Origin of the sequence: Chryseobacterium salviniae, from assembly GCF_035819015.1 — a bacterium.
Lineage (GTDB): Bacteria > Bacteroidota > Bacteroidia > Flavobacteriales > Weeksellaceae > Chryseobacterium > Chryseobacterium salviniae.
In genome coordinates this window covers 39,413-53,561 of the sequence record NZ_JAYLAA010000006.1, presented here as the reverse complement: position 1 = coordinate 53,561, position 14,149 = coordinate 39,413, and the positions used below count along the sequence as shown (strand labels likewise).

At 37.5% G+C, this 14,149-nt stretch carries 12 protein-coding genes and 1 pseudogene; 7 read left to right on the top strand and 6 right to left on the bottom strand.

Annotation, left to right across the window (positions count from 1 at the left end; translation table 11 throughout):
* The first annotated feature begins 10 nt into the window (after positions 1-10).
* The 6 genes from kdpB (at position 11) to SOP96_RS01230 (ending at position 7,947) form a co-directional block, all read left to right on the top strand.
* Positions 11-2,068, top strand: a complete 2,058-nt coding sequence (gene kdpB / locus SOP96_RS01255; protein ID WP_326319417.1) for a potassium-transporting ATPase subunit KdpB — start codon at positions 11-13, stop codon at positions 2,066-2,068.
* A 208-nt stretch (positions 2,069-2,276) separates the two neighbouring features.
* A complete protein-coding gene (locus SOP96_RS01250; protein ID WP_326319416.1) occupies positions 2,277-2,837 on the top strand; it encodes a K(+)-transporting ATPase subunit C in 561 nt (186 codons plus the stop codon).
* A gap of 118 nt (positions 2,838-2,955) precedes the next feature.
* Positions 2,956-4,038: a porin gene (locus tag SOP96_RS01245; RefSeq protein ID WP_326319415.1), complete on the top strand. Its 1,083-nt coding sequence runs from the start codon at positions 2,956-2,958 to the stop codon at positions 4,036-4,038.
* Positions 4,039-4,144: 106 nt separating this feature from the next.
* Positions 4,145-4,993 carry a DUF389 domain-containing protein gene (locus SOP96_RS01240; protein WP_326319414.1) on the top strand — a complete coding sequence of 283 codons (849 nt, stop codon included), beginning with the start codon at positions 4,145-4,147 and terminating at the stop codon, positions 4,991-4,993.
* Between the two features lie 25 nt (positions 4,994-5,018).
* Positions 5,019-6,143, top strand: coding sequence for a sensor protein KdpD (locus SOP96_RS01235; protein WP_326319413.1), 1,125 nt, complete (start codon positions 5,019-5,021; stop codon positions 6,141-6,143).
* 79 nt (positions 6,144-6,222) lie between these two features.
* Positions 6,223-7,947 carry a HAMP domain-containing sensor histidine kinase gene (locus SOP96_RS01230; RefSeq protein ID WP_326319412.1) on the top strand — a complete coding sequence of 575 codons (1,725 nt, stop codon included), beginning with the start codon at positions 6,223-6,225 and terminating at the stop codon, positions 7,945-7,947.
* A 140-nt stretch (positions 7,948-8,087) separates the two neighbouring features.
* Here SOP96_RS01230 and SOP96_RS01225 read toward each other — a convergent pair whose 3' ends face one another.
* Both SOP96_RS01225 and SOP96_RS01220 read right to left on the bottom strand, forming a co-directional pair.
* Entirely contained in the window at positions 8,088-10,340 is a 2,253-nt protein-coding gene (locus SOP96_RS01225; RefSeq protein WP_326319411.1) for a pyocin knob domain-containing protein, read from the bottom strand.
* Position 10,341: 1 nt separating this feature from the next.
* A complete protein-coding gene (locus SOP96_RS01220; RefSeq protein WP_326319410.1) occupies positions 10,342-10,473 on the bottom strand; it encodes a hypothetical protein in 132 nt (43 codons plus the stop codon).
* A 275-nt stretch (positions 10,474-10,748) separates the two neighbouring features.
* Between SOP96_RS01220 and SOP96_RS01215 the strand changes: the two genes are divergently transcribed.
* Positions 10,749-11,189, top strand: a complete 441-nt coding sequence (locus tag SOP96_RS01215; RefSeq protein ID WP_326319409.1) for a hypothetical protein — start codon at positions 10,749-10,751, stop codon at positions 11,187-11,189.
* A gap of 37 nt (positions 11,190-11,226) precedes the next feature.
* On the opposite strand, the pseudogene SOP96_RS01210 reads toward SOP96_RS01215, so the two are convergent.
* The 4 genes and pseudogenes from SOP96_RS01210 to SOP96_RS01195 all read right to left on the bottom strand — a co-directional run bounded on the left by SOP96_RS01210 (position 11,227) and on the right by SOP96_RS01195 (position 14,118).
* Positions 11,227-11,990, bottom strand: a pseudogene (locus SOP96_RS01210) (GLPGLI family protein).
* Positions 11,991-12,044: 54 nt separating this feature from the next.
* Positions 12,045-12,284, bottom strand: a complete 240-nt coding sequence (locus SOP96_RS01205) for a hypothetical protein (protein ID WP_326319408.1) — start codon at positions 12,282-12,284, stop codon at positions 12,045-12,047.
* A gap of 824 nt (positions 12,285-13,108) precedes the next feature.
* Positions 13,109-13,549 carry a lysozyme gene (locus tag SOP96_RS01200; protein WP_326319407.1) on the bottom strand — a complete coding sequence of 147 codons (441 nt, stop codon included), beginning with the start codon at positions 13,547-13,549 and terminating at the stop codon, positions 13,109-13,111.
* Positions 13,546-14,118, bottom strand: a complete 573-nt coding sequence (locus tag SOP96_RS01195; protein ID WP_326319406.1) for a hypothetical protein — start codon at positions 14,116-14,118, stop codon at positions 13,546-13,548. The genes SOP96_RS01200 and SOP96_RS01195 overlap by 4 nt, the downstream gene beginning before the upstream one ends.
* Positions 14,119-14,149 lie beyond the last annotated feature (31 nt).

Here is a 14,149-nt window from a genome sequence, read left to right as displayed (position 1 = left end):
TATTTAAAAAATGAAAGGAAATAACAATTTGTTTCAGGCAGAATTAGTCAATGAGGCACTGAAACAATCTTTTATAAAGCTGCACCCTTCAAAAATGTTCCGCAATCCGGTGATGTTTATGGTGTACATCGGAACTTTGGTTATGGCCGGAGTATGTATCTGGATTGCATTGGGTGAACAAAGCCAGGGAAGCCTGGTTTACAATATCATTGTAACCCTTATCTTATTTATCACTCTTCTTTTCGCCAATTTTGCAGAGGCCATCGCCGAAGCAAGAGGTAAAGCCCAGGCAGATTCTTTAAGAAAAACCAGAGAAGAGACGCCAGCCAAAAAGGTGAAAAGTGAGATGTTAAATGTAAAAAGTTTATTCACTCTGGATTCTTCTGACATTTCCCTTATAACTTCTAACCAACTAAAAAAAGGTGATGTTTTTGTTTGTGAAGCCGGAGATATCATTCCGTCTGACGGCGAAATCATTGAAGGTTTGGCAACGATTGACGAAAGCGCCATCACCGGAGAATCTGCTCCTGTAATCCGTGAATCTGGCGGAGATAAAAGCAGTGTTACCGGAGGAACAAAAGTGCTTTCAGACAAAATTAAGGTAAAGGTAACTACAGAGCCGGGAGAAAGCTTCCTCGATAAAATGATTGCTTTGGTAGAAGGTGCTTCCAGACAGAAAACACCGAATGAAATCGCATTAACCATTCTTTTGGCAGGTTTCACATTGGTTTTCATCATTGTAACGGTTACTTTAAAACCTTTCGGTGATTACGCCAATACACCGATCACGATTGCAGCCTTCATCTCATTATTTGTTTGTCTGATCCCAACAACCATCGGAGGATTGTTATCAGCCATCGGTATTGCAGGAATGGACAGAGCTTTAAGAGCCAACGTGATCACCAAAAGTGGTAAAGCGGTAGAAACGGCAGGAGATATTGACGTTCTTTTGTTGGACAAAACAGGAACCATCACAATCGGAAACAGAAAGGCTACTCATTTTTATCCGGCAAATGGCATTGACGAAGCAGTTTTAGTTAAAGCAGCCGTACTCAGCTCAATGTCCGACGATACACCGGAAGGAAAATCGATTATTGAACTGGCAGGTGTAAATCCTTTGAGCTATGATGTAAAAGAACCGCAATTCATCAGTTTTACGGCAGAAACAAGAAGTTCGGGAATTGATTATGAGAATACACGAATCAGAAAAGGGGCCACTGACGCAATTAAAAATATTGTTACAAATTCGGGCAATCTATTTCCGGCAGAGGTTGAGCAAAAGGTGAGAGAAATCTCGCAGAATGGCGGAACACCGCTCGTGGTTTCAGAGAATGAAAAAGCGCTTGGGGTTATAGAACTTCAGGATATCATCAAGCCAGGAATCAAAGAACGTTTTGACCGTTTGAGAAAAATGGGTATCAAAACCGTAATGGTTACCGGAGACAACCCTTTAACGGCAAAATTCATTGCGGAAAAAGCAGGAGTCGATGATTTTATCGCAGAGGCAAAACCTGAAGATAAAATGAATTACATCAAAAAAGAACAGTCGGAAGGAAGACTGGTAGCCATGATGGGAGACGGAACCAACGATGCTCCGGCTCTTGCTCAGGCAGATGTGGGCGTAGCGATGAACAGTGGAACCCAGGCTGCAAAAGAGGCCGGAAATATGGTGGATCTTGATAATGATCCAACAAAACTGATTGAAGTCGTTGAAATCGGGAAACAGCTATTGATGACCCGTGGAACGCTTACAACCTTCAGTATTGCGAATGATGTGGCTAAATATTTTGCCATTGTTCCTGCACTGTTTATTGCTTCGATTCCGGCTTTGCAGGGTCTGAATATTATGGGACTTCATTCTCCGGAATCAGCGATTCTTTCAGCCGTAATTTTCAACGCGATTGTAATCCCGATGTTGATTCCGCTGGCTTTGAAAGGTGTGGCTTACAAACCAATTGGAGCTAGTGCGCTGTTGAGAAGAAATCTTCTGATTTACGGTTTGGGAGGCGTTGTAATACCATTTATCGGAATTAAATTAATCGATTTACTCGTATCAGTCTTTATTTAGTAAAAAGTGAGAAGTGAAAGGTAAAAGGTGAAGTTAATAAACTTCTAACATTTTACTTCTTACCTCTAACTTCTTACTATTAATCGTATCATTTTATTTAATAAACATTCTTGTGAAAGTGAAAAGTGAAAAGCAAGAAGTGAAAAGTGGTAATAAACTTCTAACTTTTTACTTCTCTCTCACTATTAAACCTCAAACATTCAAAACTATGAAACAAAATATATTACCAGCCATCAGATTAACACTTTTCTGTGCGGTATTTTTTTCAGGATTCTATACCCTTTTTATTTTCGGAATTGCCCAGGCAGCACCGAATAATGGTAAAGGAGAAATCATCGAGTATAATGGTAAGAAATTCTACGCTAATGTAGGACAGAAATTTGATAAAGACGAATATTTCTGGTCTCGTCCGTCTGCGGTAGACTATAATGCTGCGGGAGCCGGAGGAAGTAATAAAGGACCTTCAAATCCTGATTACCTGAAAGAAGTGGAAGGAAGAATCGAAAACTTTATGAAACATAATCCTGGCGTTCAGAGATCTGAAATACCTTCAGATATCGTTACAGCCAGCGGTGCAGGCCTTGACCCGAATATTTCTGTGCAGGCAGCTAAAGTTCAGGCTCAAAGAATTGCCGACATCAGAAAAATCGACCTCAACACCGTAAACACACTTATAGAAAAAAATACCGAATCACCATTCCTTGGTATGTTCGGAACTGAAAAAATCAATGTTTTAAAACTCAATATCGCATTAGACGGTTTGAAGTAATAAATGAAGTAGTGAAAGGTAAGAAGTGAGAAGTATTTGAAAACTTTTCATTGATTACTATCTTATATCTTTTTACTTTTCACATTTTACTTTTAACCTCTTTTAATCAAATTTAAAAATGAAGAAATTATCATTACTTGCATTTGTAATGCTTGGTGCAGCTTCTACACTGCATGCTCAGGAAGAAGCTAAAAGCCCTTTAAAAATCTCCGGTTATGCAGAAGTGTATTACCAGTACGATTTTAATAATCCTGAAAACAACACAAGACCCGGATTTGTGTACAGCCACAACAGAAACAATGAGGTGAACCTTAATTTGGGATTTGTAAAGGCTAATTACGAAACCGAAAGATTCAGGGCCAATGTAGCTTTAGCCGTTGGAACTTACATGAATGCCAATTATGCGGCAGAACCTGGTGTTCTAAAAAACATTTATGAAGCCAATGTCGGGGTAAAAATATCAAAAAACAAAAACCTCTGGATTGATGCGGGTGTAATGCCATCACACATCGGGTTTGAAAGCGCCGTCAGCAAAGACTGCTTTACGCTGACCAGAAGTATGCTTGCAGACAACTCCCCGTATTTTGAAAGCGGAGCAAAAATCTCTTACACCAGCGACAGCGGAAAATGGTTTGTAAGCGGACTTGTTCTGAACGGATGGCAGAGAATCCAGCGTGTAGACGGAAATTCTACCGTTGCTTTCGGACATCAGCTAACCTTTAAGCCTACTGATAAAATTACTTTAAACAGCAGCTCTTTCATCGGAAACGATAAGCCGGACAGCATCAGGCAAATGAGATATTTCCACAACCTGTACGGAAGCTTCCAGATCAATCAAAAGTTTGCCCTTATTGCAGGTTTTGACATCGGTGCAGAGCAGAAAGCGAAAGGCAGTGAGCAGTATAATGTATGGTACTCTCCTGTAGTCATCGCCAAATACTCTCCTACCGAGAAATTAAGTTTTTCTGCAAGAGGCGAATATTACAGTGACGAAAAAGGCGTTATCGTTGCAACGGGAACTGAAAACGGATTCAAAACATTCGGATATTCTTTAAATGCAGATTACTGGATTCTCCCTAATCTTGTCTGGAGAACAGAAGTTAAGAATTTAAGCAGTAAAGATGATATCTTTTTGAACCGGGACAACATCCTGAAACCAAACAGCCCTTCTGTAGTAACCTCACTCGCAGTAAGCTTTTAACCGACTCCATATTTACTTTAAATCCCTGCCGGGAAACCGGTTGGGGTTTTTGTGGTAAAAGATACAAGGTAAACGGAATTTTTCTAACTTTCGTTAAAAATTTTCGATGAAAAGGTTTGATATTTTTAAAAGATATTTAGGACAGCAGATCTACACAGCCAAAGAAGAAAACGAATGGGTAACGTATAGTGAAATAAAGGAAGGCCTTATTTTCAAAGGATATAATCTCTGGATTCTGGGTTTTGCCATGATCATAGCCTGTATCGGCCTAACAACCAACTCAGTAAGTGCTGTAATCGGTGCAATGCTGATTTCGCCGCTCATGGGGCCGGTGATCGGGTTTGCTTTCGGAATGGCAATTAACGACAGAAATCTGAAAATTGAAGGCATCAGAAACTGGGTGAAAATGACTGTGGTAAGCCTTGCTTCCGCAACGCTGTTCTTTCTGGTAAACCCTTTCGACCATTCCACACAATTGCTGGAATCTTTTCAAAAGGCATCTATTTTTGATATTTTTCTTGCATTTTTCGGAGGGCTGGCCGGATTTATAGGGATTGTGAAAAGAGAAGGTATGAAAATCATCGCCGGCGTTGCCATTGCTACAGCTTGCATGCCGCCGATTTGTACCGCAGCGTATGGGATTGCACATCTTGATTTTACCTATTTTATCGGAGGTTTTTACTTTTATCTCATCAACTGCCTTTTTATTGGCTGGGCTACTTTTTTACTGTCGAGGTATTTTAAATTCGAAACGCTTTCCAGAGAAAAAAGAACGTTGAAAAACGTGATTTTATGGGATTTGTTGTTAATTGTCATGATCATCCCGGGAATCTGGATCGGGTACCAGAAATGGAAGGTTGAAGAAGACAGTCCGCCTCAAATGACAGATTCTGAGAAAATCAGAGCATTAGAAAAACGCATAGAAAGCCTGGAACGTAATGTCAGCAAAAATTAAACTTAAAAAAATTAAAAATTACCATATGTCGCAAGACGGAAATTCTGCACAGGACTTTCTCGACCTGATCAAGAAATCAAGGCGGGGAAAATTTAAAATCTACATCGGAATGAGCGCCGGTGTGGGAAAAACCTACCGTATGCTGCAGGAAGCTCATGCCCTTCTGGAAAACGGAATTGATGTGAAAATAGGATATATAGAAACGCATTATCGTAAAGAAACGCACGCATTATTAGAAGGATTGCCTATCATCCCCAGACGGAAATTATTTTATAAAGGCAAAGAGCTTGAAGAACTTGATGTTCAGGCCGTTTTAAATCTCCGTCCTGAAGTGGTAATTGTAGACGAGCTTGCTCACACCAACATTGAAGGCAGCAAAAATGAAAAAAGATGGCAGGATGTTGTGGAGATTTTAGATGCGGGAATCAACGTGATTTCTGCGGTCAATATCCAGCATATTGAGAGCCTTAATGAAGAAGTAAAAGAGATTACCAATATCGAGGTAAAGGAAAGAGTACCGGATTCCGTACTATCCCAGGCCGATGAGGTGGTGAATATTGATTTGACCGCAGAAGAACTGATTAACCGTCTGAAAGCAGGAAAGATTTATGACACAACGAAAATCAACGCAGCGTTAAATAATTTTTTTAAAGCGGAAAGTATTTTACAGCTGAGAGAACTTGCCCTGAAAGAGGTTGCCTCGCAGGTAACGAGAAAAGTAGAATCTGAAGTCACAATTCATAAATCGTTGAAAAAGGAAAAATTCCTGGCCTGCATCAGCTCGAATGAAAAAACGGCAAAGAATGTCATCCGGAAAACGGCAAGGCTGGCCAATTATTACAACAGCCAATGGTATCTTCTGTATGTTCAGGTTCCGAGCGAAAGTTCAGATAAAATTGCATTAGACAAGCAGCGACATTTAATTAATAACTTTAAATTAGCCACAGAATTGGGCGCGGAAATTATTAAGGTTGAAGATAATAAAGTTGCACATGCGATCATGACCCAGTGCGAAGAAAGAAATATCACCACAGTCTGCATCGGGAAACCTCATCTCAATCTTTGGAAGATTATTCTGGCGACGGATACTTTTAATACGTTGCTCAATAAATTGTCCCAGGAAAATATAGATTTGGTTATCTTGAGTTAGATGTAAAAAGTCAGAAGTTAGAAGTTGAATGAAAAAAGTGTTATTCTTTCATTTTTTACTAAAACCCTTTCACTATCCTATGAAAATTAAAACAAAACTCAATATCGGTGTCGGACTTTTATTTGTAATGATTGTCGTGCTTTCCGTATTAAGTGTATGGAACATCACCAAACTGAAAAAAGACACCAATAATATTCTGGTTGCAAATTATAATACGCTGGAATATTCCCGGAACATGCTGCTGGCTCTGGAAGAAATCAACTCGGATCCGTTAGCTTTCGAAGTCTTTGAAAAGCATCTTGAAAAGCAGAAAAAAAATGTAACAGAACCCGGCGAGAAAGAAACTACCGATAAAATCATCACGCATTTTGCAAGCCTTAAAAATAATCCGGAAAATACAAGCCTGCAGTCTTCCATCAGAAAAGACCTTACTGAGCTTATGCAGCTTAATATGTCTGCCATTCAGCATAAAAGCAGTGTTGCAGATGATACGGCCCAAAATGCAATTACCGTTATTTCCGTTGTGGGAATGATCTGTTTTTTACTGGCGTTTATTCTACTGGTAAATCTTCCTTCCAATATTGCAGATCCCGTTCGGCAGCTTACAGCAAGCATCCGGCAGATTGCCAATCAGAATTATAAAGAAAGAGTACATTTTGAGGGAAGCAGCGAATTTAGCGAGCTTGCAAGTTCTTTTAACACGATGGCCGAAAAGCTCCAGGAATATTCCGAAAGCAGGCTTGATAAAATTTTAAAGGGTAAAAAACGTATCGAAACGCTTATCGATAATATGCAGGACCCTGTAATCGGGATTGATGAAAATAAAAGAGTGCTTTTTGTAAACAACGAGGCATTAAGCATTACCGGCCTTCAGAAGGAAAACTTTGTAGGACAATTGATTCAGGATGTAGCCGTGAACAACGATCTTGTGAGAAATATCATCAAAGATCTCATGTACCCATATCAAGGTAACGATGTTGAGTCGATGAAAATTTATGCCAACGGAAAAGAAAGCTATTTTGAAAAAAACATTATCGATATTAATATTGTCCCGACGGGCGAACAGGACAGCCAGTTTATCGGGCAGGTGATTATGCTTCACAATATTACGCCTTTCAAAGAACTGGATCTTGCAAAAACCAATTTTATAGGAACCGTTTCGCATGAGTTTAAAACACCGATTTCATCCATCAAAATGGGATTACAGCTTCTGGAAAATGAAAAAATCGGCAGCCTGAATGATGACCAGAAAAATCTTGTAAACGGCATTAATGAAGATACCAACAGGCTTCTGAAAATAACCGGAGAGCTGTTGAATATTGCCCAGGTAGAAAGCGGTTCAATAAAATTAAATATTGGTGCGGCTAACATTTCAGATATTGTAAAATATGCGGTGGAAGCCAATAAAGCGGCGGCAGAGCAAAAAAATATTTCCCTTGAAATTATAATCGAAAACGGACTTGAGCTGGTGAAAGCCGACAGTGAAAAAACCTCCTGGGTTCTTAATAATCTGATTTCTAATGCTATACGGTATTCATATCAGAATTCAGAAATCATTGTTAAAGTTCAGGAAGTAAATGATACTGTTGTTTTTTCGGTAAAGGATACGGGACAAGGCATTGAGCCGAAATATGTTAACAGGGTTTTTGACCGTTATTTCAGGATTCCGGGGAGTAAAAAAGAAGGCACGGGATTGGGATTAAGCATCAGCAAAGAGCTTATTGAATCTCAGGGTGGAAATATAGAAGTTGAGAGTGAATATGGAGCCGGAAGTACCTTCAGGTTTACGCTTGAAAAAATTTAAACAGAAGAGCCCCATGAGATTGTGAACCTAAAAATTTACAACAATACCCCATCGCCGCTTCTTCGAAGCGACGATGGGGTAAATAACTTTATATACGTTAAAATACTGATTAAAAAACTTTATTATTATCGTCATTACTGTTACCAAACCATATCACAGGGTTGTTGCCTTTCAGCAATTACTCTCAATGATTTCGTTACATATAATTTAAGGAAACAGCGGGCATCAACATAATAAATCTTATTCCCCTGAATTCTGACTTCCAGCGCACCGCCGTTTTCGTCAAAATTATAAATAACAATCTGTTGTTTCGGATGAACATCTTTGAAGTTGACAACCATTTTAGTTTCCTCACCTATAATATGGATCAGCCTGTTTCTGTCGTTTACTTCAAGATAGCCGGATGGGTCTATATAATATTCATGCGGATCTAATCTGATGGCGTACTCCGATTCATCATTAATGATTTCATCTCTCAGATCAGCAGTTTCTCCGTTGGGAATAAACAACGTATCCGGTCTTTCTTCCTCAGATTTAAAATTCCGAAGTGCTTTTACAGATCCATTTACGATGAGCTTATCTTTGTCATTAGGCTGCATTCCCATTCCGAAGGTACTGTTTTTCCATTCGAAATTCAGACCATCAAACTTTCCGTATTCAGATCCATAAAAATAATAAGGGCCGTATTTTGCAGCAAGAAGCCTTGTCAACTGATGATCAATAATTCCTGATTCAGCTCCAAAATAATCATCAGCCAATATTAATCCTGTATTTTGAAGAACGGTAAATTCTTCATTCAGCTTTAATCCGTACTGGTAGGCATAGTTCCACTGCTGAATATTGCTGAGATTAAAATCTGCTGTAGTCCATATCTGTACCCAGCCAGTCCATTTTCCTCCAACCATCGTCCTTTGGTACGTAATATTGGGATTATTTCCGGAACCAAATGCAGTGGCGGTCTGTTTTACCCAGGAACTGTCGTGGGTTTCAACTGACACATACCACCATCCGCCATTATTCATAGGTGCATTGGCCAATCCGGAACCTCTGTAGAAACCTGTTTTAAGATAGTTATTTAAATCAGATCCGGAAATCAGAATTGAGGTGCCATTAGGAGTGCTTAAAAAATTATTCTGCAAATAGTCCTGCGTTGCCAATGGAATATGAGCCTGCGTTCCTCCGTTATTAAAGTAGATATATGGATATTGCGAGCCGTCTGCAGACGGATAGTTGCCTGAAGAAAATCCTATCCCTGAAGCATTTTCCAGCGCATTAGCTTTTCCGTTCAGCTGATTTAAATTGACAGCATGGGTTCCTACGGTACCGTTTGGAATGACAGGGCTTTGAGCAAAGGTTTTCGTGTCATTTATGGTTTCAACTCCATTTTTGCCAACAAATAGATTTAAAGACTCATTCTTCGTATAATAGTTTGAAGGATTAAAATCTAAACTTGTTAAAACTTTCTTCCATCCTGTCCAGCTCGTACCATTATTCTCAGTACTCCTTATAAAAGTTACTGTTCCGCCTGAAGTTCTGGTCTGATACTCTTGCACAATGCCTGAAGAAATTGTTTTATATACCCGTAAACTTCCGGCAAATAAACCATCTGACGGGTAGTTGTTCGCTAAAGTGGATCCGGCATTGGTGGCTTGTGAATAAAAACCAGGTGTTAAAAGCGTATTAAGATCAGCAGATCCCAAGATCCCAGGATTTTTTACAAGATTATTCTGATCCGCCCAGCTTTTTGTTGCTACAACTTCAGTAGCAATGGGCACAAGAGTAGTATACCCTGAAACATCTGTTTCTATAGTTTGGTTCCATCCTTTTGACCAGTCAAAGTTCGCACCTGAATAAAATGCTGTAACTCTTTCAACCTCTGCTTTTAGGTATGTACCCCACATAGTATTCGATTCACCAATATTAATACATACATTTCCAGAAGCATCAATTCCTGCATTAATTACCGTTGAAGGGAAATTATCAGAACATTCAATAATAGCTTTATGCTTGTTATTTATAGAGGCTGCTGTAATTTTGTAAAAAGCAACCTTTATGGTTCCTAACGTTGTCCCCTGCCATCCAAAAATTTTGATTGTGACATCGAGCATTGTCGCAAGTTGAGTAGCCTGTGGAAATTTAAAACTTAAAATTCCTGTTTGATCTGAATTTGTAAACTTTTGAAAAACGTTATTAAAAACTCGTGAATTATTTTCAAATCGAGAAATAATTCCGGTTGTGAAATTAATATTCTTATCTGCCATATTGATTTCCGTATTTATCGGAATGTAGTGGGCAGAATCCACGGAACCGTCAGCTTTCAGGAATTGGGCGGCTGTACCGTTAACGATACGATAACCTTTAGCAGTAGTATAGTATGCATAATTAACGTCCATTCTATAAATCTAAGTTAGTTACCACTACTGAAATCGGATTAGGAGGCGTAGAATCAAATTCTATCGCTACACTTGCTGCATCAATTGGTTTTATTCTTCCGTAAATTTTATAAGAAGTAACCGTATCACGCATGGCAACCTCAACATTCAGGGTTATTAAGTCATGCTGTTAAAGATTATTATCCCGATGCTAAAGTGATCTATAATGATTTTGATTCGTATTCTGCACGACTGGAAAATGCAGATAACACAAACGCTTTACTATCAGATATTCGGATAATTTGCAGCAATGCTGAAGAAAGAAATAAGAGGCTTAATGATGACTTAAAATCTGAAATTATAGGCCGAATTTCTGAAGAAAAGGGCTTTGTAGATTATGTGACGATATCGTCCAGTCTATTGTTTTCAATGAACTATGCATCTACATTTGAGCAGCTAAAAAAAGAAACATTTTACAATAAGGTGAGACATTCCGATTATTTTGTGGATGGTTATCTGGAGGGGGTTGACCGCGTGAAAAAAGATTATAGGGATTTATTCGCAGAATACAGGAATCATCCAAACGTTGTTTTCCTGGTTGATCCGCCGTATCTTTCCACCGACTGTTCAACATATAGCCGTCCAGATTATTGGAAATTATCTGACTATTTGAATGTATTGAAGACAATTGAAGATACATCATACTTTTATTTTACGAGCAACAAAAGTCAAATATTAGAACTTTGTGAATGGATGCAAACACGCGGTTACTGTAGAAGCCCGTTCGATGGAGACACATTGGTAAGTGTGAATACATCTTTAACCCATAATGCAGGCTATGAGGATATAATGATTTATAGAAATGAATAAAAATAAAAGACACCTGGTTTACAGGTGTTTTTTATTTTTATTCTATAGAATTATTATATTTCTTTTTATTGTCCTCAATCATTTTTCTATACTCAGGGTTATTAATTTTACCTTGATACGGATCATTCATATACTCTTTTCTCTTTGCTATAAATTGATCTTTAGATACAATTAAACCTTTTTTTTGTTCAATGGGTAAACTCGTTTTATTTATTGATATAAGTTCAAAGCCTATATAATTATTAACCTCATTCATATTTAATATTAATCCAGGAAGTCCTCTAAACTTGTATGGTCCGTCACTTATTGGAATATCATAAGTAAACCAAGCTATAAACTTTTTTCCTCCTTTACAACTGCTTTATTGCATTTATAGCCACCAATAGTAGAAGTACTTTTATTATCAATTTGCCAATCTAATTTATCAGGGCTTTCATAAGTGTAATAATTTCTACCTAAATAGTTTGATATATAAGTTTTACTTTCATCCTTATATACATTATGCTTCACCTTAGATTTCGGAAGAGAGCCGGGATCAACAATACTTCCGGTTTTCATTGCTTCTTCAAGTTTTTTTCCAAAACCATCCACGGCAGCTTTATAATTTTCACTATAGTAAATAGATTTTTTCCCATTAGTCAGTAATACCATAGGCTCATTAATTGTGGATGATTTATCTAACGTGTCTTGTACAAAAGTATATTTATACTTTACTTCGATTTCCGAATAATCGTTTTTTTCTTGACCTTTTGCATAGCAAATGCAAAGCAATAACGCAAAAATTCTAAAAATTAGTTTCATAAATAGTCAAAATATTATAATTAAATAGGCTGTATTAACAGCCTATTTTTTTCATTACGTCATTGGATTTTCATAGCTGGAATGTCCACAATCCTGGTTGTTATACATTTCCCACTCATTGTAAAGGCAATCACTTGAATCAAATTCAGAATCATAAACGGTTTGATAAGTAGTTCCGCAAACTGTTTTGAGAGTTACCAAATAACGTGTAAGTGCAAAAGTTTGCTTTTTTTCTTTTTTAGATTCTAATTTGTTAGAGGTGTTTTCTTTAGCACTAACAAGTCCAGCAATCATAAATGCTGAAAGTAATAATACTTTTTCATAATGAATATTAGTTTAAAATTCGTTACTAAAATATAAAATAATTCTAACAATAAATGAATTATTTTTTTATGTTAAATTTTTTGTTTGTCGACTTTACAATATTAGTATGAACTGTTAAATTATAAGTACGGTTAACCGTATTGTAATTTGAAAATTTATTAGTATGTGCTTTTGCCGATGTGTAATATAAAAATTAAAGAATTTATTACAGTACGGTTAACCGTTTTTTATGCAATATTCTTCACCGTATTTTTGGACTATGGAAATCGAACGCAGAATACTTTTAATGCTCAAAGATGGTTACACCCAGGACCAGATCGCAAGTGAGTTGAAAGATTTAGAGATTACATCAAATAGCCAGAGTTCAGTTTAAAAGAAACTTAAAAATATACGTAATTCATACGATGCTAAAACGTTGTTTCATTTAGCTTGTATATTGTGCGATGAGCGTTATTTTGAGGATGATGAAGATTGATTTTAAAGCATTCCACGGTTACACGATGGTCCCCTGATTTTTTTTGTTTACAGTGGGTTTTTTATTGACAACAGCACGCTCTTCAGGCGTGCTGTTTTTTTGTTTTTAAACAGTATTTAAATAGTGTTTAAACTTTGGCCATCTTTATCAAAAATTAGAATCGAAAACTTGTTTTCATTGGCCTTTTTTTTTACATTTGGATTCGCCGATTATGCATTCATGTCTACATTTTTTCATTGGCTAAAAATTTTTTTAGTGATGTTACAAACTCGTTGAAAAGAATTTCCTTTCTGTTCATTTTTTGTCAGGGCGGAAAGTTTTACTTCGAAAAGAACAGATCGGCTTCCGCTTTCCTGCGCTTTATTAATCCGTTCAGAACTTTACCGCCTGCGGTAATATATCTTGAGGTAAACCAGTCTCTGATGGTTTCCGGATTTGCTTTTTTATTGATTAAAGAAAAAAGGGTGTCAGACCCTCCTGTATTGTACGTGTGAGAAACCAACGCATCAAACTGGTTTTGCGTAAGTACCACTTTAATTTTATTGCTGACTATTTTTTCGTAAGCCGGTAAAACGATTGAAAATAATTCAGCACCTTTTTCTTTACTGATTGGCGTATCTTTCATCGTTACTTTTTTTCCGCCCGGATAATAGGTGTTTCCGTATCCGATTGTGGGAATTCCTGCCGAATCCAGATAGGGTTTTGAGCTGAACCCTTCGAAGAATAAAATTAAATTGATTCCATTTGTTGATGTTTTCATCTTTTAAAATATTTATAGGTGAAAAACAGGAGAATCACGGTAATTCCGAAGACGGTTATAAAAATCCAGGCTGCGATTCCGAAGCCGCTAACTTTTATTTTTTTTGTTTCCCGGGAAACTACCGAAGCTTTCTCTTTTTGAATTTCTTTGGAAACAGCATTTTGATTTTCCTGCTGAAAAGTGCTGGTAAATTCTTCTTTTTGGCTTTCCGTTTTTTTATTTGATGTTTTTGTGTAATGGTTTCGTATAGAATATTCCGCATTTCCCAGAATGGAAATACTCTGAACGGTGTCTTTCCCTACAACGTTGTGAAAGACAAAGGGATTGGAAGCATCAGATTTTCCATTAACCAAAATATCTCCGGATATTTCATTGTTTTTTTCCGTGGCTGAAATATTCTCCAGGCTGGTTTGAATCGTTTCTGAACGTTGCAGATTAAGGGAATCTGTTTTCTCTTTTTCTGTTTCCCGGATATTTTCTCTGGAAACGGTGGTCATTTTTTGTTTGCTTCTGCAGCAGCCAAGTATAAGGCTGCCGAATATCATCAGCAGCAGAATTTTTGCTTTCATCAGCTTTATTTTTATTGGTTATTAGATTATT